The organism is Exiguobacterium sp. MH3, assembly GCF_000496635.1.
Classification (GTDB): Bacteria; Bacillota; Bacilli; order Exiguobacteriales; family Exiguobacteriaceae; genus Exiguobacterium_A; species Exiguobacterium_A indicum.
Map to the genome: position 1 here is coordinate 1156148 of NC_022794.1, position 22346 is coordinate 1178493.

Below are 22346 nucleotides of genomic sequence, written 5' to 3' on the forward strand. Positions count from 1 at the left end.
TCGACTGAGAAAGGAGGAAGACACGGTGAATAATTCACACATTCGTTATGAAGCATTGCATCCGCTCGTCGAAGAGATTCTTGAAAAACTGAGTGAACGGATCGGCGTCAACACGTTGTTTTTTGCATTAAATGATTCATATAGCAACTTTGTCGTCAAGGCGATCAATCAAGAGCGACAATTGATTGAAGAAGGCTCGACCCATGTCTTCCAACACGTTCTCTGTAAGCTGGTCGTCGATGAAACGGATGGAAAGGTTTCAATCAGTGAATTGCTCAACGATCCATTGACGGTCAATCATCCGGTCACGAAAGCACTGGGGAACGGAAGTTTCATGGGAGTGGCAATCAAGAATGCTGAGAATGAGAAGATCGGGACGTTGTGCGCCTTCGACGATCAACCATTCGACTTCAAGGAGCAGGATATTGCACTTGTGGAACATTACGCTGACATCATTAGTAAATCAATCAACGTTGAAACGTATGTCATCAAAGACGCTTTGACAGATGTCTATAACGAACGCTATATGAATCGTTTAATTTCGAGTGTGACGATTCATCCAGCTTTCTTGATGGTCTTGAACCTCGACCGTTTTCATGCGATCAATGCTACGCACGGTTACCGGATAGGGAATGAAGTATTGCGTGAAATTGCAAGTCGTCTAAAATATGTACCGTTACCGAATCATGTCGTCGGACGGATGGATGGTAATGAGTTCGTCGTATTGGCAGAACTTGAGCAAGAGCAAGAATTCGAACAGCATGCAATAGACTATGCCCGCATCGTCACGGAAGCAATCGAGCAACCAATTGTTGGTGTCGCGGACGAACCGATTCACGTGACGGCATCGTCTGGGGTCAGTCTCTTGACGGGTGACATGGCGAGTCGTCAGACGCAGATTTATGCAGCGGAAGCCTTGATGCAACAAGTGAAACACGACGGGAAACGACGGACCTCGTTCGTCAATCCGAACCGGCATGCGGAGCAACACCCGTTTGCATCGGTCCTTGAATCAGAGCTGTCACATGCACTGGAACGGGGGCAGTTCGAACTTTATTACCAATGGATCGTCGATGCCAAACAAGAACATTATGTCGCGGTAGAAGCACTTTTACGCTGGAACCATCCAGTGCTTGGCTTTGTCAGTCCGACGGATTTCATTCCGATTGCTGAGAAGATGGAGATTTTTCCGGACATCGGTCGATTTACGATCTGTCAGGCCATCTTGGACCAACGACGGCTAGAAGAAACGTTTGGTCGTAAGATTTCCGTCGCTGTCAATCTATCGGCAAATCAGTTCGAGTCGGATCAACTCTTTTCCGAGTTAATTCGACTAACAGAAGAGTCTTACTTCCCGAATGAGCGTCTCATTCTAGAAATTCGTGAGGAAGTACTGCAAACACGTCGTCGTTTTGCGATCAAACGCTTGGAACAGTTACGCCAAGCAGGCTATCGTCTGACCGTCGATCACTTCGGTAGTCATTATGCGTCACTCAATTCGTTGTTACGCCTGCCTGTTCAAGCGGTCAAACTCGATCCAATCTTTACGCGTCGACTCGTTCAAAATCAGCTGGAACGCTCGATGATTCGCTCTGTTCATTCCTTGACGTCGACGTTGAACATCGCGCTCGTGATTCAGGAAGTCGAAACGCCGTCTCAGCTGCAGCACATTCAAACGTTAGATGAGTTGTTGTATGTACAAGGATACGAGGTTCATCATCCTCAACCGATCGATCAACTGCTCGTCGAGGACATCATACGAGGGCGTGCTGAGGTTTAACCGTTCTTCAGTCGGGAATACCTTAAAAGGTGGAACAAGTACATTTTAAGGGGGATGCCAAATGGCTGATCAACACGATAAAGAAACGGATCCGATTACTTCAGGTAACCGAATGACGAAGGATGAGATTGCGGGGCGTGATCCGCAGAACCATGCGGAGGTTCCGGAAAAATCGAAGGATGAAAAAGAATCGAAGCATCAAGAGCAAGAACAAGATGCTGAGAAAACAGAACGACCAGACAACGATGCTTCGAGTGAAGAGGCACCCGATTTGTCCCATGCTTCAGATGAAGATGGGGATGTCCAGCCGTCTGATGATGACAACCAACAAGATAAGGAATAACTAAAATGAAAGGCAATCGATGTCCGGCAGAAATGCCGGATACCGATTGCCTTTTTTTGATGGAGTAAAAGATTACTCGCCACCCCCGCCGCCGTCACCACCACCATCAAATCCTCCGTCGATCCCGCCGTCTGTCGCATGGGACGTATCGGTCAAATCAACAGGGAAGAGTAAGAACGGAATCGCGTCGGCGCCGTCCGGTGGGAGAATCGAAGATGGGAAGAGTTGTTGCAGGATTGTTTGTTGACTTAAATACAATCGGATTGCTGTCAAATAGACTAAGTCTTTCCGGTACTTAAAATGTAAATCGGAGCGTAACGCCTCTGCCATCCGTTCGAGTGACGAAGCGTGAACATTTGGATCACCGAGTAACGCAAGCATACCGTGAAACGACAGCGGAACATGGTGTTTACGATGTATCTTACGGGATGCCTCCACTTGTGCGATATAGCGATCCCAATCGTCTTCAGGCAATAAAGCGAATATCAAGGCGACGACATACGTCTGTTGAGCGCGTCCGAATCGCCGTTTGAGTCGTTGATAGACCGTTTCGATACGCGAGGCGAGCTCGTCTAACTCACCGCGTGTCGTAGCGTGAAAATAGACGAAAGAAATCAATAGCGGTGACACGATGAACCGATGTTGTTTTTTGAGGCGTGTGTATAATTGTACCGTTCGTTCAAGTACCACGTCCTGCGGAGTAAGACGGCTGATGAACAGGGCAGTAGAATAGGCATTCAAGGGATGCGACAATCGATGCGATTTAAAATAGCCATGAATCGACATCATCTCAGCAATCCGACTCGGTGTGTGGGCGTCAAAGGCATGAATCTTCGAAGCAAGTAATAATGCCTGGGTGGTTTGTGTATGCAAGCGTATTTTCAAGTCATCTGCTGTCTCAAGCAACACACTTGCGGAAACCTGCTCCGTTCCGATCGTTCGGTCGAATGCCAGTTCGATGAGAATACCATCCTGATAGGTTCTGAATTCTGGTCCGATGTGATCCAGCTGTCGCAAGAAAGTCGTCGCGATCTCCATGACTGTTCCTCCTCTGCCTTTTCTTCTAGTGTATCACGCAGTGAAAGCGTTCTCTTATTTTTTCAGTTGGGTGTCAATCAATTGTTCTGCTGCGCGCCGGTACAAGTTACTCATATGAGCCATCGCTAAGATCTGTTCCAGTGGGTCGGTCGTCGAGGCGGTCAAAGCCTCTTGTTCCGTTACGAAGCGAGATGTATTTTGCTCTGCTAACATGAGATAGTCACGGTAAAATCCTTCAAGATCGAGTTGATCCTGTTCGATCCCTTCGTTCAAGGGCGCGAGAATCGTTTTGATATCATTGATCGAAAACGAACTTTTCAATTGATAAATCAAGCTGATCAGAATCAAGTGTTCCTTCGTATACTTTTTATTCGTGACCGGAAAGAATAATTTCTTTTTGGCATAATTGTTGATCATCGTCTTCGTCAAAATCGTCTCATCTGTACTTCGCGTCGTTTCCTCGAATGTCCGCTCGAACAGTTGGATGACTTGATCCATATAGAGATCGATATTCGGGATATCTTCGAGCTGTAATTGACGATCGTGTCTCGTGTCGTCAGCATGTGTCATAAAAAAACCTCCAAAATCGCTAAAATAGGACTTTCTACTTCTCCATCATATGATAGAATACGTATATAACGCCACGTAGTATTCGAAACTACATATCAGGGGAGGAACGAAAATGAAAGCTTATATGAGAGAACCGATTAATGGATTAACGCATCTTGGAGGGGCTGTCTTTGCTTTTGTCGGGTTACTGGCACTTGTCATCAAGGCATCGTTAGAACGGGGGGCATCACTTGCGATCGTTGCAGCGATTATTTTTGGTGTCAGTATGATGGCACTCTATGCCGTCTCAGCGACCTACCATATGGTGCTTGCGAGCGACCGGGCGATCGCAATCTGGCGTCGGTTGGATCATTCGATGATTTATCTGTTGATTGCCGGGTCTTACGCACCGTTTTGTCTCGTCAGTCTGAACGGTCCGACTGGTTGGGTCTTGTTCAGCATCGTCATGTTGATTGCAGTCTCTGGAATCACCTTCAAATTGGTTTGGTTCAACAGTCCACGTTGGTTATCAACGACGCTCTACATCGGAATGGGCTGGATCATGGTATTTGCGATCACACCACTTGCGCAAGTTTTATCACCGCTCGGCATCGGATTGTTGTTCCTTGGTGGTATCTTCTATACGATCGGTGGCATCATCTATGGGCTGAAGCCACGGATCTTATCGTTCAAACATCTTGGATTTCATGAAATCTTCCATATCTTCGTACTACTGGGTAGCTTAGCGCACTTCCTATGTGTCTACTTCTTCGTCTTATGAGGATGTCCTCCTTCAGTCAATGGCTGAAGGAGTTTTTTTCTGTCTGATGGAAAATACAGGAGAAGTCGAGTGTCCTCACGAATGAAAGAACGAATAGATCACGCATAGGGGGAAAAGCATGAAACACACACGATGGCAATTAGAAAAACTCTACACGATTAACGATGTCAAAGCAGGAATTGCTACGATACAAGCCGCGTTGACGAAACATCCGGCTAATGTGGCAGAACAAGTCGAGCGTTATCAGCAAGTCGCGCGCGACGTCGAGGAATGGAGCGACTTCATTTATTGTCTGTACGCTGAAGATGTCACGCGCTCAGAAGTCCATCCATTGCTCGAAGAGATTGAAATCGTACAAGCGATGGTGCGCAGTGAGGCAGCAGCACTCGATACGAAGATCGCTGCACTGTCACAAGAAGAGTGGGAGGAGCTCGTCACGGGTTCACCGTACGTCTTTTTCTTGAACGAACGCCGTGACATCCAGTCGCGTCGTGCACCACTAGTGCAGGAACAATTGTTGCAGGATCTCGGTGTGGATGGGTTCCAAGGCTGGGGACAGCTTTACAAACAGCGTTTCATGGCATTACGCGTCGACTTGGATAATAAGCAGGTCACGATCGGTCAAGGGCTACACGAAGCGATGTTCGCACCTGACCGTTCGGCTCGTTTAGCGGCAGCGACAGCAGTTGACACCACGTGTGCACAAGAAGCTGACCTGTTTGCGACGATTCTGAACCGGATTGCCGGCTTCAGATTGCAATCCTACAAGATGCGGAACTGGAAGCAACCATTGACCGAGTTGCTTGAGCAGAACCGAATCTCGGAAGCGAGCCTAACAGCGATGATGGAAGCACTTGATCAACACCGCGACCTCTTTCACGCCTATTACGCTCGCAAGATTGCCCAGGCGGAGCGGGTGACGGGAGAATGGCATGATTTTGAGACGAACACCTATCGGTCCACGCGTCACGTTCCGTTTGAGATGGCAGAGACCATCGTCACGACACAATTCAAACGATTGAATCCGCAGCTCGGCGCCTTTGCGGAAAACGTGTTTAGTGAGGGATGGGTCGATGCAGAGAATCGTCCTGGAAAAGCAGAGGGCGGATTCTGCGCTGCCTTTCCGATTGCCAAGGAGAGCCGAATCTTCATGACGTACCGCGACAGTTATCCGGACGTCGCGACGCTCGCTCATGAATTTGGTCATGCCTATCATAATTATTTACTGCAAGACGAACCGTATTTAAATCAAGTCAAAGGAACGAGCATTGCGGAGACGGCTTCGACGTTCATGGAGAATCTCGTCCTCGATGCTGCCATCAAAGAGACGACGGAACGGGAGGAAGTGCTTGCTCTGCTTGAAGTCAAGATCCGAGAAGGGCTGAAATATGCCAGCATCGTTCCCGGGATGTTCCGGTTCGAGCAACGGTTTTATGCGGAACGTCAGCAAGGGACGGTCAGTGCCGAACGGTTAAGTGAACTCCTGCAAGAGGAAGAACGGTTAGCCTATGGTCCAGTATTGCCTGAACCGGCGCGCTATAAATGGATGTACATCAGTCACTTGTTCAATCCGAATCTTGCGTTCTACAACATTCCCTACACGATCGGTTATCTGCTCAGCAATAGTCTGTATCAGACGGTTCAAGCGGATCCGAGTCAATTTTCGGCAGTCTTTGAAGCCGTCATGCATGATTCCGGTCAAGCGACGATTGATGAGATCGTTACACGTCATCTCGGCGCTGATCCGACATCTGTCGCGTTTTGGATGGAAGCTCAGCAACCGCTCGTCCAGGCAATTAAGCAGTACCTGACGTTAACGGAATCCTCTCTCTCCGTCGATTGAAGACGAATCGAAACGGGAACAGAAATGTAGGGAGGGATGCGGATGTATGAACAGGAGAAACAATTAGTCGCTGAGGAAGCACTAACTTACGTGAAAGATGGGATGATAGTGGGTCTTGGGACGGGTTCGACGACGGAACGGTTCATCGAGGCGCTCGGTCCACTTGTGCAGGCGGGACTACAGATTCAAGGCGTGGCAACGTCACTTGCGACGGTCCGACTCGCGGAACAGTTACACATTCCGTTGATCGACTTGGAAGAGGGAATGGAAATCGATGTGACGATCGATGGAATCGATCAAATTGACGGACACTTCCAAACAATCAAAGGTGGTGGCGGTGCACTATTTCGCGAGAAAATCGTCGCACTGATGAGTCGAGAATTGCTCTATCTGACCGATTCCTCGAAGTTCGTCCATCATTTAAGCGGACCGTTACCGGTCGAACTGGATCCGTTTGCGTTACCGTATGTGCGGCAACGGTTGCGTGATAAGCATGTCTTAGCAACGCTACGCGTGAAAGACGATCGTCCCTTCGTTACAGATGGAGGTCACGTGATTCTTGACGTCGATGTATCAGCCATCTCGGACGTCCGAGTATTCGCAAAAGAAGTGAAGAGCTGGTCGGGTGTACTCGAGACCGGTTACTTCGAGCGACAGCCCGATCATGTGCTGACGGTCGAAGAGGGCAAGGTCAAACGTATCGCGCATCCACGACTGCGTGACGGTGGTGGGTTGGTTTAAGGAAAGAAAGAAGGAAACCGTATGGGCTTGAAAAAACGATATTTATTCGGAGCGGGTGTCATTGCCGGTGCGAGTCTACTGTTGTTCAGGAAGCGGGAACAGAGCACACAGACCGATGCGTTACGAGACTATTTAGCGCATCTCGATCAGGATCCGAGTCCAGATGCTACGAAAGACCCGGATGAGGTCGGATTGACGAAACTGGATTCGATCTATCGGTCGGAGTGGCAAGCGAATGGTTTTCCACGTTCGCGAACGGAGCTAGAGGAGCTTGAAAAATAACAGCAATTAGCTATTAGGTATTTAAACGGCTTGAGTCCAGGATTTGAACGGGCTCTAGCCGTTTTAATTGTAGTTGCAATAACATAGCTGTATATTTAGAAAAAGTTTTTTAGAATATAAAAGTTTTTTTAATGAATTAGTAGCTCTTTAAACAAAGAAAATCAATTCATCTAACTTCTCTTGTAAGGATTTTGGGGTATACATCGGATCATTAGACATCAAGCGGAATGTGCCATATACGTCTTCCGAAATAAGAACTGTAACACATTCCCTTTCGCTGTTCTCAGTTATAAAAAATCTACCATCTGTTATAAGGGCTTCACCACTCGGAATCTCTAAATTATCGCCTACCGAAAATAAAGTGATATCTCCCATGCGTTCAGTGATTATATTGATTAAGAAAAAACATTTTTTAAATTTTTGAATGCTATCAACGTCTATTTTAGCGAATTTATAGCTATCTCCTTCACCTAGCCAGTGGATAGATAAATTCTGATCTTGGCAGTATTCTGTGACATTTTCCTCGATAAAATAATGAAATCTCATGTAGAAATACAACATATTGATTTGCATTTTTTTCGAAATGAACCGTAGCGATGTTTCATCCATGTTTCCTAAAAAATCCGCGTAATAATCTTCAGGAAAAGAACTATTAGATTTAATCGGTATGCATTGATTGGTTTCGATATCATTTAATGTTTGCAGCTTAATTTTCATTCATTTCTCCTTGCGTATATTTAGTTGAAATGGTGATGTGTTATATCAGGTTGAGGCTTTTTTGTTCGAAAATAATAAAGCTTACGTATAGAATCTATAATGTATAGTATGGAAAAGGAAATAATCATGCTGATCCGTGAGGTAGATATGTGAATAAAGGACTATTAATACGATGTTATATTGCTTGTTTTATACTGTTTATCACGACAATGCTAATTGGTCGCTATGAACTCAACACAAATATTTTTATGATTTTAACATTTGGAGTTATTCTGCTCGTACTTAATTTACCTATCCGGGAGTTGGATCGGTATAACAGACAATCGTTATCTTACTGGGCATTTGTTTTCAAAATGATAACAGGTGCTATTTTAGCGGCTGTTGTATGTTTTTCCGTTATGGTGATGATTACTCCGTAAATCATTTTACGTATCTATCCATTACAATGATGTTTGAAAAGCTAATCATGTACTGTACATATTGAATTCGTTCTTTACTCGAAACATTCATCTCAATAGCGTTAAAATGACCTGATTGCTACATCAGGTCATTTTAACGCTATTGTTTTACTCTAATAAAAGCCCGGAGATGAGTACAGTCGCACATACTAGGAAAGACCAGATTAATATGTTTCTAAGTCGATTAGTTGCGAGGTCATAGGTTACAAATAATATCATATAGATACTAATCGAGAGTGTTTTTACAAACGTGCCATATGTGGCACTATCTTTAAGTATAAAAAGCACAATACTTACTATAACAATAGATAGATTGACACCAATTACTAGGACTCGAAAATTTGGTTGCTCTACTTTTTTTGTAAAGAAAAGAAGGATCGTGAGACCTGCAATAGCAAGATTGGTATACATTAATATTTCGCTCATACTGTCTCCCTTAGTTAGATTTCATTGATATTAATAAAATGGAGTGTTAGAGAACATTTTAGGTACAACGATATAAGATGCAGTCTTTAATTAATATATCATTTTCATCCCGTGGACATCTAAGGATTCTAGTTTATTGAACGACACATTAGAAGTGTGTCATTTAATAGACGTACAAAGGAAGAGTCTTGACCACGATTTAAAAGAGAACTATCTTACTTTAAATATTAAAAAAAGTGAAAAACAGCACTCAAAATCTCTTTTCCTAAAGCACGGTCTGGTAAGATGTGGATTGTATCAATCATGATTCAAGGAAAAACATTGTTTTCGAAAGGGGATTCATTGAATGAAAACCTTTTTAAACATCAACATAGCTAGCTTTTTATATGCCATCGCTTTATTCGTTCCATTACAATTCATGCTAAATATCAATCGAATCATAAGACTTACTGATATGTCTTCAAGTATGTTTTGGACTCTGAATATCATGATCGGATGCATCACTCTAATCAGTATTCCATTTTTAATTAGACGGATCACCTTCACGTCCACTCTACATAAGTCGTTTGAACGAATCATCTGTCTTTCCTGGTTCGTCTACTTTGTTTTATTCACATATCTCATAAGTAGGATTATTCCAGTCACGAATGAAGGAGACATGCCAAGCCCTGGTTTAGGCTTCATTTTAATCACCATTGTATTAACGTATCCATTTTTTGTAATAGTTTCTAAATTTCTTGTCGTGGATCAAAAGTCGATGAAAGATTGAAAAAGTAGCAATTTGAAAGAAATGAATGATGTTATGAGGAGTCTACTGCTCCCGAACATTTTTTGCAGATCTTAATAGAAGGATGTAGGATACATAAAATTCCATAGCATTAAGGAGAGGGTATTTTGAAAAAACGATATTTATATTTCTATTCGACAGTCATTGTATTAATCGGGGGAAGCTTGTATTCGTATCAAGCAGGATATATCCCTTATACAACACCTTATATAGATAAAGAGCATGAGGAGTTGATGGATGCTAAGACCGTCAATTCAGTCAATCGAAAAGACTACATCGATAGATCGATGCGAGATATGGCTAACTTTGCACCTTATTCGACGGGTGATTCCATTACAAAGAATGTGACCATGAATGAACTAAGGTCGAAGATTGATACGATGTACCACATCGAAAAATCTTTCCAATTCAAGTCGAATGATCCAGAATCAAAATCCTTACAAAAAGTAGCGAAGAACTATACTGCTTATATTGAGGCGCTTGAATATGTTGCGAGCAATATGCACGGTAAGGAATCGATGAACGTCGATCAAGCAAACTATCTGAAGAGTGCTTGGAATGAGGTCGTTACACCTGCACAATATATAAAAGATGAGGTCGATCGTTCTCAAGAAGGAGAGGCCGTCATGTTTGAAAAAGAAATTACTTCAGTTTGGAACTAATATGGATGGGGTTTAGGATGGATAAATTTGAATGTTTCGAATGACACAGTTAGATTACGACCTTATAAAGCTAGAATCTATAATATGGATTAAATGATATACAATCTAAACAGCCCTGAATCCTAATGATCCAGGGCTGTTTTCATGTGTCTTAGTATGTAAGCGATCCTGCAATGATCAAACCGATCGAAATCGATAAGAAGAGGAGCAGCAAGCCGACTGCTTCGTTATTCGCATCAATCTCTTTCGTCATGCTCAAACGTGGGATTAGTAAATCCGCGAGATAGAATAAAACGATTTGTAAGACGATTGCGAGTGCACCCCACAACACCATATCGAGAATGCTGACAGAGTTCGAGATACTCGAATAGAGGACGATGGCAAGACCAAGAATACGTCCACCGAAGGCGTAGACGGCCGCTTTCTTCCCGTTACGAATGAGTTCGAGTTCCTTCGATTTCGTCGTCACCTCGAACAGGACGACACCGATTGCAAGGAGTACGGTCGCGACACCGATATACGAGAGCGTTGAAAGGAATAAATCACTGAATGTCATGCTGGTACCTCCATCATGATTTTTTATTTTTTTTGCGTTGTTCGTATGCAACATACAATTCAAGCAATGCTCCGACGAGAATACCTGCTGATACATACAAATAGAAGTTGTCACCAATGAATCCGAACAAGAGACCTAAAATGAGGCCGATCAGGATATAGGGACCTTTTGCTAACTTCATGCCAATCACCTACCTCTTCTTTAAAGGTAGCGGATTTCAGAGGTGGCGTCCATCGTTATTCTTGAAAGCTGACGGCAGATTCTGCATTAGGAGAAAACAGGACGACTTGATTCCGTCCTTGTTGCTTTGCTTGATAGAGAGCAGCATCCGCATCCAGTAGAAGATCGTCGATTTGCAGTGTCGTCTCATCGTATGCGGCTAAACCAAACGATGCTGTGAGCGGTAGCTCTGTCGTCGCTAGTCGGAACGGACTAGAAGCGATCCGCTCGCGTAATTGCTCTGCTAAAGGCAAGACTTCAGCAAGCGGAACACCCTCAAACAGGACCGAAAATTCCTCGCCGCCGTTACGGGATAAATATCCGCTTTCTGCCACTCCATCGCGCAGTCGATTGGCGAACTGCCGTAGCACCTCATCGCCCGCCTCATGTCCATACGTATCGTTGACCTGTTTAAAATGATCAATGTCGATCGTCAACAACACGACCGACTGTTTGGTTAGAATCAATCGCTGTTTGACATCCGTGAAGTATTCATTGAAGGCGCGTGAATTGTTCAATCCTGTCAAAAAGTCGAGTTGCGCTTTTTGCCGAAGCATCCGTAATGATTGTTTGGTCAACCGAATATCGCGGATGATCAGTAGGGCGAGCCAACTACTGACGAACGATGCAGGAATGACGACTGCTATCACTTCAAGTAGAAGAATCTGTTTCGGTAAGACAATCCATAAGACAAGAGCGTGTAAAGCCGTCGCGTAGAGCGTCACGAGTGTGAATGTTCGTTTTGCATAAGGTGGCATTTCGCGAACGATTAAGCTCGTTCCTAAAGCAATGGCGACAATGAAGCCGAATGCGGTGAAGGCTGCTAGATTCGTTCCTAAACTGAAACGATAGATGATGATTGCAATCGTCACAATCGTTGTCGGGATGGCGCCACCAAAATAGGCAGCGACGACGACCGGAATATGACGCAAATCAACCATGACGCCAGGTGCTGCTTCAATCGTCATCTGCATGAGTAGTAACGAGATGACAGTTAGAGCAAGACCGTACAACACGCGTGTCAGCCGTGGGGATTCACGGGTGATCGGGAGCGGTGATAATTTTCCGAGCAGATAGAAACCAGCCATTAATAGCGTCACGTTATGCAAGACGTCAAAAAGGATGCTTTTCATGAAATGTCCATCCTTTCAAATAAAGTACGTTACTTAAAAGACATACGCCATAAAAGGACTAACTCCTGTTCCTTGAAAAAATAATCTATTTGATGCAATTGTGTCTATAATGTGAACTTATGATTTCTATAAGCTGTACTTATAGTTTAACGGAATTTAATTGACCTCTTCGACACTGCGTTGTTAAATGATGAAGAAGCGATATGAAAGCGCTTACTAAAATCGAAGGAGATCTACTTATGGAACTTGTCATCATTCTTCTTGCCTTATCCTTATTGATGTTCGTTGCCTATCGTGGTTTTTCTGTCATCCTATTTGCGCCAATCTGTGCCTTGTTCGCCGTCTTACTGACGAACCCGGATTGGGTGTTACCTTTCTTCTCGAATATCTTCATGGAAAAGATGGTCGGCTTCATCAAGGCGTACTTCCCGGTCTTCCTCCTCGGGGCGATTTTCGGAAAAGTCGTTGAGATGTCCGGTATCGCGGAGTCGATTGCAAAGACGATCATCCGTATGATCGGTGCGAAGCGTGCCATTCTTGCTATCGTCTTACTTGGCGCAATTCTTACATATAGCGGCGTCAGCTTATTCGTTGTCGTCTTCGCTGTGTATCCGTTCGCAGCAAACTTGTTCCGCGAAGCGAACATCCCGAAACGCCTCATCCCGGGAACGATCGCCCTTGGTGCATTCACGTTCACGATGGATGCCTTACCAGGAACACCTCAGATTCAAAACGTCATCCCAACGACGTTCTTCAAAACGGATATCTACGCTGCGCCAATCATGGGAACGGTCGGTGGATTGTTCATCCTAGTCGTCGGTATGTGGTATCTCGAGTCACGCAAGAAAAAAGCCCATCAAGCAGGGGAAGGCTACGCTGGATTTGAAGCAACGGCGGCAAGTGCCGCACCGCAGATGGAGTTGAAGAATGAACCAGAAATGACGCTCGAGACGGATCGTCAACCGGTCTATCGGCAAGTCCTTGCCTTCGTTCCACTCATCCTCGTTGCCGTCATGAACAAAGTCTTCACACTCTCGATTCCGAAATGGTATCCGGAAGGATTTGATTTTTCAGCAATTGGTCTAGAGGCATTCGGAAAGATCGAGACACCGGCCGTTCTTGCGATCTGGTCCGTCCAAATGGCGTTATTGATCGGAATTCTCGCAGCGATGCTGTATGACTTCCCGAAGATCAAGACGAATTTCCAAGCTGGTTTGAACGTCAGTATCGGTGGCGCGCTTCTAGCGGTCATGAATACAGGTGCTGAGTATGGTTTCGGAGGCGTTATCGCAGCGTTACCAGGATTCAAGTCCGTCTCAAGCGGGATCTCAGAGACATTTACGAATCCGCTCGTCAACGGAGCCGTCACGACGACGACGCTTGCCGGCGTTACTGGTTCCGCATCAGGCGGGATGGGAATCGCGTTAAGTGCGATGTCGGATAAATATACGCAAGCCATCACATCAGGCGGCGTGCCACCGGAAGTCATGCATCGCGTCATCTCGATGGCGTCCGGCGGAATGGATACGTTACCGCATAACGGTGCCGTCATCACGTTACTTGCCGTTACGGGGCTGACGCATCGTCAGTCGTATAAGGACATCTTCATGATTACGATTCTCAAGACAGTGACGGTCTTCTTGATGATCGGATTGTATAGTTTGACTGGCTTGTACTAAGGATTTTTAAAGGGGGCATCATTAGATGAAACAGGGGAAAGTATACGCATCATTCGCGGAAGCGACAGCAGACATCTTTGACGGGGCGACGCTAGTCGTAGGGGGCTTCGGACTCTGCGGAATCCCGGAAAAATCAATTACCGCGTTGCAAGAGAAGGGCGTCAAGGATTTGACGGTCGTCAGTAATAACTGTGGCGTCGATGACTTCGGACTCGGTCTCCTCTTGCAGACGCGACAAATCAAGAAGATGATTTCGTCGTATGTCGGGGAAAACAAGACGTTCGAGCAACAATACCTCAGTGGCGAGATCGAAGTTGATCTCGTCCCACAAGGTACACTTGCGGAACGTATCCGTGCCGGTGGAGCTGGCATTCCCGGTTTCTATACACCAACAGGCGTCGGTACACCGATTGCTGAAGGGAAGGAACAAAAAGAGTTCGATGGAAAAACGTATCTGCTGGAAGAAGGGATCGTCGGCGATTTTGCGATCGTCAAGGCATGGAAAGCAGATCGTCTCGGAAATCTCGTCTTCCGGAAGACATCACGCAACTTTAATCCGCTCGTTGCGACAGCCGGAAAAGTAACGATCGTTGAAGTCGAAGAACTCGTCGAAGTCGGTGAACTCGATCCGAATGAGATCCACACACCTGCTGTCTACGTTCAGCGCATCGTCGTCGGAACGGATTATGAAAAACGCATCGAACGCCGGACTGTCCGGGAAGCTTGAGGAGGAGACGGATATGAAAACGACACGAGAGATCATCATTGAACGCGCACTTCAGGAAGTTAAAGACGGGATGTACGTCAATCTCGGGATCGGGATTCCGACATTGATCGCCAATGCGATTCCGGACGATATGCATGTCATGCTGCAATCCGAAAATGGACTGCTTGGCATCGGACCGTATCCGCTTGATCATGAAGTCGATGCCGACGAAATCAATGCCGGCAAAGAAACGGTCACGGCACAATCCGGAGCATCTTACTTCGACAGTGCCGAATCGTTCGCGATGATTCGTGGCGGGCACATCGACCTCGCGATCCTCGGCGGGATGGAAGTCGATCAGAACGGTGACCTCGCGAACTGGATGATTCCGGGCAAGATGGTCAAAGGCATGGGCGGAGCGATGGACCTCGTCAACGGAGCAAAACGCGTCGTCATCATCATGGAGCATGTCAACAAACATGGCGAATCGAAAGTCAAACAGGCGTGTACCTTGCCGTTGACAGGACGCGCCGTCGTCAACCGTTTGATTACGGACCGGGCCGTCTTTGATTTCACACCGGACGGAATGGTCTTGATCGAGACGCTGAATGGTCATACGGTCGAAGACGTCAAACAAGTCACGGAAGCACGATTCACGGTCAGTCCGGAACTCGAGCGCGTGACGGTAGGGGAGTGAAGCAGATGGTTCAAGGAGATATCGTACTCGTCACAGGTGCAGGAAGCGGAATTGGTCTTGAAATCTCAAAGGCGTTTGCTGCGGCAGGAGCGAAGGTCGTCGTAACGGACGTCCGCGCAGAAGCAGCAGAAGAGGCGGCGGCAGCGATTCGCGCAGCTGGTCATGAAGCGGTCGGCATGACGCTCAACGTCACCGATGAAGCACAGGTCGAAGTCGTCTTGAAGCAGACGGTCGAACAGTTTGGTCGACTTGACGTCTTGATCAATAACGCGGGTCTTCAACACGTCTCACCAATCGAAGAGTTTCCGACGGAGAAATTTGAATTGATGATCAAGATCATGTTGACGGCGCCGTTCATCGCTATCAAACATGCCTTTCCGATCATGAAGGAACAAGGCTACGGACGGATTCTTAACATGGCATCGATCAATGGTTTGATCGGTTTTGCTGGGAAGGCGGCGTATAACTCAGCGAAGCATGGATTGCTCGGTCTGACGAAGGTCGCAGCCCTTGAAGGAGCGGAACACGGAATCACCGTCAACGCGATTTGCCCGGGGTACGTCGATACCCCACTTGTCCGCAATCAGATGGAAGACTTGGCGAAGACGCGTCACGTCGAACTTGAGAAGGTACTCGAGGAAGTCATCTATCCGCTCGTTCCACAAAAACGGTTGCTCGCCGTCGAGGAAATTGCGGATTATGCATTGTTCCTCGCGAGCCGCAAAGCAAAAGGGATCACGGGACAAGCGAACGTACTCGATGGAGGATATACGATTCAATAAGGAGATGGAGCAGATGAGTGAAGCAGTCGTCATCGTCAGTGCGACGCGCACGGCGATCGGGAATTTCAATGGGAGTTTGAAGGACGTCAAAGCAACGGAACTCGGAGCGACAGTCATCCGCGCAGCACTTGAAAAAGCTGGTGTCGCAGGAGATCACGTCGACGAAGTCTTTTTCGGTAACGTCCTCTCAGCAGGACTTGGTCAAAATCCAGCACGGCAGGCGGCACTCGCTGCCGGATTACCGGAGACATGTCCAGCGATGACCGTTAACAAGGTCTGCGGATCCGGTCTCTCAGCCGTCCATCTCGCGTATCAGGCGATCAAGTCGGGCGAAGCCGATGTCATCGTTGCCGGTGGGATGGAGAACATGAGCCAAGCGCCGTATGTCCTATCGGGCGCACGGTCTGGGCTGAAGATGGGTGACCAACCGCTCGTCGATACGATCATCCAGGATGGACTTGAGTGTGCGTTTAATGACTATCACATGGGAATCACGGCGGAGAATTTAGCCGACGCCTATGAACTCTCCCGCGAAGCCCAGGACCAGTTCGCGGCGACGAGTCAGCAAAAAGCGCAGACGGCATTAGCGGAAGAACGGTTCGTCTCGGAAATCACACCAGTGTTGATTCCACAACGAAAAGGCGACCCGATCCGTTTTGATCAAGATGAGTTTCCGCGTGCCGGAACATCTGTCGAAACACTCAGTCGTTTGCGCCCAGCATTCAAAAAGGACGGAACGGTCACGGCAGGCAATGCATCCGGCATCAATGACGGGGCTGCCGCACTTGTCATCATGTCCGCGTCAAAGGCACAAGAACTCGGCGTGACACCACTCGTTGAGATCGTCGCGAACGGAACGTCTGGCGTCGACCCGAGCATCATGGGAATCGGTCCCGTCCAAGCGGTCCAAAAGGCACTCGATAAAGCGGGACTGACGCTTGAGGAGATCGATGTCATCGAAGCGAACGAAGCGTTCGCGGCACAATCTCTCGCGGTCGATGCGGAGCTACAGTTCCCGCATGAGAAGCTCAACCGAAACGGCGGTGCAATCGCGCTCGGTCATCCGATCGGTGCGAGTGGGGCGCGGATTCTCGTAACGTTGATCCATGAACTCGAGCGGACAGGTGAGACGCATGGTCTTGCGACGTTATGCGTCGGGGGCGGTCAAGGGGTAGCGACGATCGTCAAAAAATACGAAGACTAACGAATAATGCACGAGACGAAGGAGATGCATGCTCCCGTTGTCTCGTGCTTTATTGATTTTAGCGAATCGTTAACATGTCTTTGTAACTGCTTTTTTCGAGAATTTGCACGGAGGACATCCGTGACCATTCCTTCAAGGAAATCTCGGGATGTTGCTTCACGAAGTCCGAGACGATCATATAACCGAGTCTGTATTTTACGAACGAAGGAATTTGTTTTTCGTAATTTCCAAAAAATAAATCATCCGTCGTCAATCGTTCCGCATTCAGCTCCGAAATCACATGCTCTAAAGTATGGTCAAGTAAAGGGGCAATCGCTTCCGATGATTCCACTGGATAAAGCTTGTGGGCAAAGAATTCCGCTTTTCCTTCGAGAATGATGTAATCGAGCATCGTCGCAGCACGATTCGGTTCATCGAGGGCTACGGTATGATGGTACTCATGCGCCGTCGTGTTGCGTAATGATGTTTCTGAAAAATCCTTCAAGAAGAATAGACTCATCGAATTGTTTCCTTGCGCGACACCGCTGACACCACCATAATGTTTGGCATCATCATGCTCGATTGGTGTCGTCGGGGAGACGAAGACGACGAGCTTTTCATCTCGTGGAAGTTGTTTCATCGAAGTCAGGAGACTGGACTTGATCTGTTTCATGATGCGCTGATGGTGTTTTTTCAAATATGTATTCATCTGCTTTAAGTCCTTGATGTTTTCCGATGGCTGTTCGTAAAGGCTAGGAACGGGCATCGCTTGGAGCTGTTCTTTTTTGATGACGCTATTTTTAGCGCCCAATACATATTTTTTAAATAGTGCCTCATTGTCCTCTGGATGTTTCGAAGCCGCTTGAATGTAATCGTCATACGCCTTGTACAAAGGAACGATTTGAATCTCTTGTTTCTCATGCGTAAAGGAGATGTCATACGTCTTCGGTTTTTCGGCAGCGGGGGAACAACTGGCAAGTAAAAGGGTGGCGCTAAGAAGATAGATAGATTTCATAGAAAAACCTCCTGTTTGATTATCCATATATTTACTTTCTTCATGAAGCCTTTTAATCCTACTACGTCATATGAACTTATGAATCCGGTTTCATGCTTCGACGCACAGACGTAACAAATTCTATAGACCATAGCTCCACCAAACTTTCTGCGCAATTTTCAGAATATTCTCCAGATAAACTCCTAGCACGAGCTCTTAAACGTATGGTATCCTTTCGAACGAAGTACTTCATCTGCTTAGGGAGCGAGATGAAGTCGATCATCATCAGTGGGGGTTTATTATGTCTAAAACTGTTCCAACATCATTTATCATCGTCATCGGCATGATGCTCTTCGCCTTATTCTTCGGGGCAGGAAATCTCATCTTTCCGCCGATGCTCGGACAGCTCGCAGGGGAGCATGTCTGGGTCGCCAATGCCGGATTCCTCGTCACCGGTGTCGGTCTACCATTGCTTGCGATTCTCGCATTCGCGTTTTCAGGGGAACGCGATCTACAAGCGATGGCGTCACGCGTTCATCCTGCGTTTGGAATCGGCTTCTCGGTCATTCTGTATCTTGCGATCGGTCCCTTCTTCGCGATTCCTCGTGCCGGAACGGTCTCGTATGAGATTGGAATCAAGCCGTTCTTCAGTGAATCGACGAGCCACTGGCCGCTACTCATCTTTACGGTCTTGTTCTACACGGTTGCGTGTCTCTTATCATTGAATCCGACGAAAATCGTCGATGTCGTCGGGAAAGTACTGACACCGATTAAAATCACGTTCATCGGTCTGTTGATCGTCGTTGCTGTCCTGCATCCGATCGGAAGTTTTCAGAATCCTTTGAAGACATATCAGTCGAATGCCTTCTTTAACGGTTTCCAGGAAGGATATATGACACTCGATGCACTCGGTGCCTTCGTCTTCGGGATCATCATCATCGCAGCGATCAAGGAAAAAGGTGTCACATCGAAGCGACAGTTGCTGTTGATTTGTACGAAAGCGTCATTGATCGCAGCGGCTTTGCTAGCAATCACGTATTCGGCACTTGCCTTCATGGGTGCTTCAAGTGTCTCGGAAATCGGACAACTGGCGAACGGCGCAGAGATTTTGTCAGCTGTGTCGGATTATTACTTCGGTGAATACGGTGCGATTTTACTCGGTCTGATGATCACGGTCGCCTGTATGACGACAAGCGTCGGCTTGATCACGGCCTGTGCGTCGTTCTTCTCGGCACTCGTGCCAAAAATCTCGTACGTCAAATGGACGATTGGTCTATCGGTCTTCAGCGCACTCGTCGCGAACATCGGTCTGAATCAATTGCTCGCCGTTTCAAAACCAGTCTTGATGACACTTTATCCACTGGCAATCTGTCTCATCTTCCTGACATTCTTGCATCCACTCTTTAAAGGTAAACCAGCCGTCTATCAAGGGGCGCTTTGGATGACATTCGTCGTCAGTTTGTTTGATGGATTGAAGACAGCAGGGATTAACGTCTCAGCTGTCACGAACGTGTTCGACGCGGTATTACCGTTTGCTTCCTTCAGTCTCGGATGGGTCGTACCAGCCATCATTGGTGGAGTGATCGGAGCAGTCGTCGGTAAGAAAACAGCGGAGACACAATCGTCGTCGCGTGTGGCTTAAATTAAATCCCTTCACTCAGATTACACTGGGTGAAGGGATTTTTTTGTAACGATGAAACGTATTCTAACAACAGTTGTTGACAAAAACCGGAGGAATAATGCTATAGTGTTAATGCAAATGATATTCATTATCAATTAGAAGGAGTGATAGGTGATGTTCATCCAATTAAAAACATTTAAAGTCAAAAAAGGAAGTGCTGTTGAAATGATCGAGCGTTTTTCAGGAAAGGGAATCATCGAGCAACAACCAGGGTTCCTCGATTTAAGTGTCTTACATAAGAAGCGTACAAAAGAGGAAGAAGAAGTTCTTGTCCTGATCCGCTGGGATTCGGAACAAGACTGGAAAGCGTGGGAAACGAGTGAGGTACACCTTGCCGGTCACCGAGAAAGAAGGGGGCAACCAGGTCCCTCCTTCATTCTTGACGGTCAGCAACATTACTATGATGTGATTGGATTTAAGACAGCAGATACATGATCGACACAACAATAAACAATCACGTAGGCAAGTGAAAGAAAAGCATCTCGAAGATTCCCTTACATATTGATCAAGATTGAACGGATACGGAAAAGCGTCAGATGGTATATGTGTTTTTTAGGAGTGAGTTGAAAATGACAGAAGCACTGCATGCATTTCGAGTGAGGAAACACGCTTTACAGACAGGAGGACAATTAGCGATACGTCCGGGTTTGATTGTCGTCATACAAGGCGTTGGCATTACCTACACGGAAAGGAAACGTCTAGAATCGGGCGAAGCCTGTTTCATCATGAAATCAGGTGAACGATTCATCGTCAAGGAGGGACATTGTCTCTTGTATCAGTTAGAGGTTGAACTGACGCCATTTCTAGTCTACCGTCAACCAACGAATGAACTAGTGGAGTGTTTAGAACGAATGCGCGGATGTCCAAACACAATGACCGGTTCTCTTAGACAACATCGCTATCTGTATCAACTACTGGAGCAATTAAGTGAACGTCGTCATGAGCAGACGTTTGAGGAAGTGACGTCCCAGTGGTTAAAAGAACTCGGAAAATCAAGAACAGTCAGTGACTTGGCAAGTGAGTTAAACATGTCACTGCCGACGTTTTCCCGCCAATTCAAAAAGCACTACGATCAATCACCAAAGGAACTGATTCATCAATTGCGGATGCAACGGGCGAAGGAGTGGATGATTGCACATCCAGATTGGACGATTGCTGAGATCGCAGAACGTGTATCAATCAATGATGAATTTTATTTCAGCCGTCTCTTTAAAAAACGTGAGGGACTATCACCAAGTCAGTACCGGAAACGGTTGTTTCCACGGGTCGGAATCTGGAGTCAAGCGTTGTTGCAAGATCACTTATTGGCACTTGGCATTCAACCTGTCATCGCACCGTCTTTTCCGACACAATATCGTTCGAACGGTGTGCCAGACTATTTAAGTGAACTCGAAGGTACGCAACTATACGACGCGTCAGCAACGATTTTACCGGAATGGTTTGAGACATCAAATCTCGATCTCGTTTTACGGACACCGATACGAGGTGAATCACCACCTATGTTGACGTCTTGTCCGGTCATCGATATTTCGAAACAAACTTGTTGGAAGGATTACTTGTATGCTGTTGCTACGGCAACCGATACGCTTGAGCGAACGACTGACATCATCAACGAAGTCGAAACGCTTGAAACAATTGTGAAGCAACAGTTCGAATTCAATCGGAATGTGACATGGGCAGTTATTTGGATCAGAGACTCAGAAATCCGACTGTACGGACGAACAGGGCATACGATGTTAGATTTTCTGTTCAGTGAAATCGGTTTACAGCCCGTGGAAGGACTCCCGCACACCGTCTACATGACAATCAGCCTAGAAACATTACAGCAGTTGGATCCGGATGGTTTGTTCATACTGTGGAGTCAACCTGCAGATGTGGAACGAATTCGAGGAACGAGGGTGTGGCAAACGCTTCGTGCCGTTAGGTCGGAGCGTATATTTTACCCAGACAGTGTCGATTGGGATCCGTGGGGACCACTTGGGAGAATGCATATGTTACGTCAATTGCATACATATATCAGCGATAGTAACTGTTTTGTTTGTCCATGAAGAATGAAAAGAAAATCCATGTCACTCATCATTGATAATGATTATCATTACAGATGGAGTTCACGATGAGGCAGAGAAGACTGACAAATGAACCTAAAAAGTCGTCGCCTTGTCGTACGAATATTAGGGAGGATCGTTTTTTTGATTGGTGTTAAATCTCACGACGATATGTGACTTCTGCATTTAATCGATTGTGAAAACGGATTGAAGGAACTTGAAAACGTTTTACTTAAAATAAGTGTGTATACGCACCATCAAAAA

General features: G+C 46.4%; 22 protein-coding genes. 15 read left to right on the forward strand and 7 right to left on the reverse strand.

The genetic code is table 11. The annotated features are described in order from the left end of the window. The first annotated feature begins 25 nt into the window (after nucleotides 1–25). Entirely contained in the window at nucleotides 26–1780 is a 1755-nt protein-coding gene (locus U719_RS05800; RefSeq protein WP_023467810.1) for an EAL domain-containing protein, read from the forward strand. Between the two features lie 61 nt (nucleotides 1781–1841). Continuing rightward, a complete protein-coding gene (locus U719_RS05805) occupies nucleotides 1842–2123 on the forward strand; it encodes a hypothetical protein (protein WP_023467811.1) in 282 nt (93 codons plus the stop codon). 72 nt (nucleotides 2124–2195) lie between these two features. Here U719_RS05805 and U719_RS05810 read toward each other — a convergent pair whose 3' ends face one another. Together U719_RS05810 and U719_RS05815 are read right to left on the reverse strand one after the other, a co-directional pair. After that, entirely contained in the window at nucleotides 2196–3161 is a 966-nt protein-coding gene (locus tag U719_RS05810) for a DUF4003 family protein (RefSeq protein ID WP_023467812.1), read from the reverse strand. 54 nt (nucleotides 3162–3215) lie between these two features. Next, the gene (locus U719_RS05815) at nucleotides 3216–3731 is read right to left on the reverse strand and encodes a DUF1836 domain-containing protein (protein ID WP_023467813.1); all 516 of its coding nucleotides are present in this window, start codon (nucleotides 3729–3731) and stop codon (nucleotides 3216–3218) included. 112 nt (nucleotides 3732–3843) lie between these two features. On the opposite strand from U719_RS05815, the gene U719_RS05820 reads away from it, so the two are divergent. The 4 genes from U719_RS05820 (at nucleotide 3844) to U719_RS05835 (ending at nucleotide 7357) form a co-directional block, all read left to right on the forward strand. Then, nucleotides 3844–4491, forward strand: coding sequence for a hemolysin III family protein (locus U719_RS05820; protein WP_023467814.1), 648 nt, complete (start codon nucleotides 3844–3846; stop codon nucleotides 4489–4491). 118 nt (nucleotides 4492–4609) lie between these two features. Then, nucleotides 4610–6334 carry a M3 family oligoendopeptidase gene (locus tag U719_RS05825; RefSeq protein ID WP_023467815.1) on the forward strand — a complete coding sequence of 575 codons (1725 nt, stop codon included), beginning with the start codon at nucleotides 4610–4612 and terminating at the stop codon, nucleotides 6332–6334. 42 nt (nucleotides 6335–6376) lie between these two features. Then, entirely contained in the window at nucleotides 6377–7075 is a 699-nt protein-coding gene (rpiA, locus tag U719_RS05830) for a ribose-5-phosphate isomerase RpiA (protein ID WP_023467816.1), read from the forward strand. Between the two features lie 21 nt (nucleotides 7076–7096). Continuing rightward, a complete protein-coding gene (locus U719_RS05835; protein ID WP_023467817.1) occupies nucleotides 7097–7357 on the forward strand; it encodes a hypothetical protein in 261 nt (86 codons plus the stop codon). A 147-nt stretch (nucleotides 7358–7504) separates the two neighbouring features. On the opposite strand, the gene U719_RS05840 is transcribed toward U719_RS05835, so the two are convergent. Further along, nucleotides 7505–8074: a hypothetical protein gene (locus tag U719_RS05840; RefSeq protein WP_023467818.1), complete on the reverse strand. Its 570-nt coding sequence runs from the start codon at nucleotides 8072–8074 to the stop codon at nucleotides 7505–7507. A 1778-nt stretch (nucleotides 8075–9852) separates the two neighbouring features. Here U719_RS05840 and U719_RS05855 point away from each other — a divergent pair. After that, the gene (locus U719_RS05855; RefSeq protein ID WP_023467821.1) at nucleotides 9853–10407 is read left to right on the forward strand and encodes a hypothetical protein; all 555 of its coding nucleotides are present in this window, start codon (nucleotides 9853–9855) and stop codon (nucleotides 10405–10407) included. A gap of 151 nt (nucleotides 10408–10558) precedes the next feature. Here U719_RS05855 and U719_RS05860 read toward each other — a convergent pair whose 3' ends face one another. Genes U719_RS05860 through U719_RS05865 form a run of 3 tightly spaced genes read right to left on the reverse strand, consistent with a single transcriptional unit; the run spans nucleotide 10559 to nucleotide 12315 of the window. After that, nucleotides 10559–10963 carry a DUF350 domain-containing protein gene (locus U719_RS05860; protein WP_023467822.1) on the reverse strand — a complete coding sequence of 135 codons (405 nt, stop codon included), beginning with the start codon at nucleotides 10961–10963 and terminating at the stop codon, nucleotides 10559–10561. Between the two features lie 13 nt (nucleotides 10964–10976). Beyond that, nucleotides 10977–11144 (reverse strand): hypothetical protein, encoded by a 168-nt coding sequence (locus tag U719_RS16925; RefSeq protein ID WP_023467823.1) that lies wholly within the window; start codon nucleotides 11142–11144, stop codon nucleotides 10977–10979. A 55-nt stretch (nucleotides 11145–11199) separates the two neighbouring features. Continuing rightward, the gene (locus U719_RS05865) at nucleotides 11200–12315 is read right to left on the reverse strand and encodes a diguanylate cyclase (protein ID WP_023467824.1); all 1116 of its coding nucleotides are present in this window, start codon (nucleotides 12313–12315) and stop codon (nucleotides 11200–11202) included. A gap of 239 nt (nucleotides 12316–12554) precedes the next feature. On the opposite strand from U719_RS05865, the gene U719_RS05870 reads away from it, so the two are divergent. Genes U719_RS05870 through U719_RS05890 form a run of 5 tightly spaced genes read left to right on the forward strand, consistent with a single transcriptional unit; the run spans nucleotide 12555 to nucleotide 17383 of the window. Beyond that, a complete protein-coding gene (locus U719_RS05870; RefSeq protein WP_023467825.1) occupies nucleotides 12555–13994 on the forward strand; it encodes a GntP family permease in 1440 nt (479 codons plus the stop codon). Between the two features lie 25 nt (nucleotides 13995–14019). Beyond that, nucleotides 14020–14721: a CoA transferase subunit A gene (locus U719_RS05875; RefSeq protein ID WP_023467826.1), complete on the forward strand. Its 702-nt coding sequence runs from the start codon at nucleotides 14020–14022 to the stop codon at nucleotides 14719–14721. Nucleotides 14722–14734: 13 nt separating this feature from the next. Beyond that, nucleotides 14735–15397, forward strand: a complete 663-nt coding sequence (locus tag U719_RS05880; RefSeq protein ID WP_023467827.1) for a 3-oxoacid CoA-transferase subunit B — start codon at nucleotides 14735–14737, stop codon at nucleotides 15395–15397. Between the two features lie 5 nt (nucleotides 15398–15402). Then, a complete protein-coding gene (locus U719_RS05885; protein WP_023467828.1) occupies nucleotides 15403–16179 on the forward strand; it encodes a 3-hydroxybutyrate dehydrogenase in 777 nt (258 codons plus the stop codon). A 13-nt stretch (nucleotides 16180–16192) separates the two neighbouring features. Beyond that, on the forward strand, nucleotides 16193–17383 hold the full coding sequence (locus tag U719_RS05890) for an acetyl-CoA C-acetyltransferase (RefSeq protein WP_023467829.1): 1191 nt from the start codon (nucleotides 16193–16195) through the stop codon (nucleotides 17381–17383). Between the two features lie 58 nt (nucleotides 17384–17441). On the opposite strand, the gene U719_RS05895 is transcribed toward U719_RS05890, so the two are convergent. Further along, nucleotides 17442–18377, reverse strand: coding sequence for a DUF2268 domain-containing protein (locus U719_RS05895; RefSeq protein ID WP_023467830.1), 936 nt, complete (start codon nucleotides 18375–18377; stop codon nucleotides 17442–17444). A 280-nt stretch (nucleotides 18378–18657) separates the two neighbouring features. Between U719_RS05895 and brnQ the strand changes: the two genes are divergently transcribed. The 3 genes from brnQ to U719_RS05910 all read left to right on the forward strand — a co-directional run bounded on the left by brnQ (nucleotide 18658) and on the right by U719_RS05910 (nucleotide 22085). Further along, entirely contained in the window at nucleotides 18658–19998 is a 1341-nt protein-coding gene (brnQ, locus tag U719_RS05900; protein WP_023467831.1) for a branched-chain amino acid transport system II carrier protein, read from the forward strand. Between the two features lie 153 nt (nucleotides 19999–20151). Further along, nucleotides 20152–20472, forward strand: coding sequence for an antibiotic biosynthesis monooxygenase (locus tag U719_RS05905; RefSeq protein ID WP_023467832.1), 321 nt, complete (start codon nucleotides 20152–20154; stop codon nucleotides 20470–20472). A 134-nt stretch (nucleotides 20473–20606) separates the two neighbouring features. Continuing rightward, the gene (locus tag U719_RS05910; RefSeq protein ID WP_023467833.1) at nucleotides 20607–22085 is read left to right on the forward strand and encodes an AraC family transcriptional regulator; all 1479 of its coding nucleotides are present in this window, start codon (nucleotides 20607–20609) and stop codon (nucleotides 22083–22085) included. The last annotated feature ends 261 nt before the right edge of the window (nucleotides 22086–22346 follow it).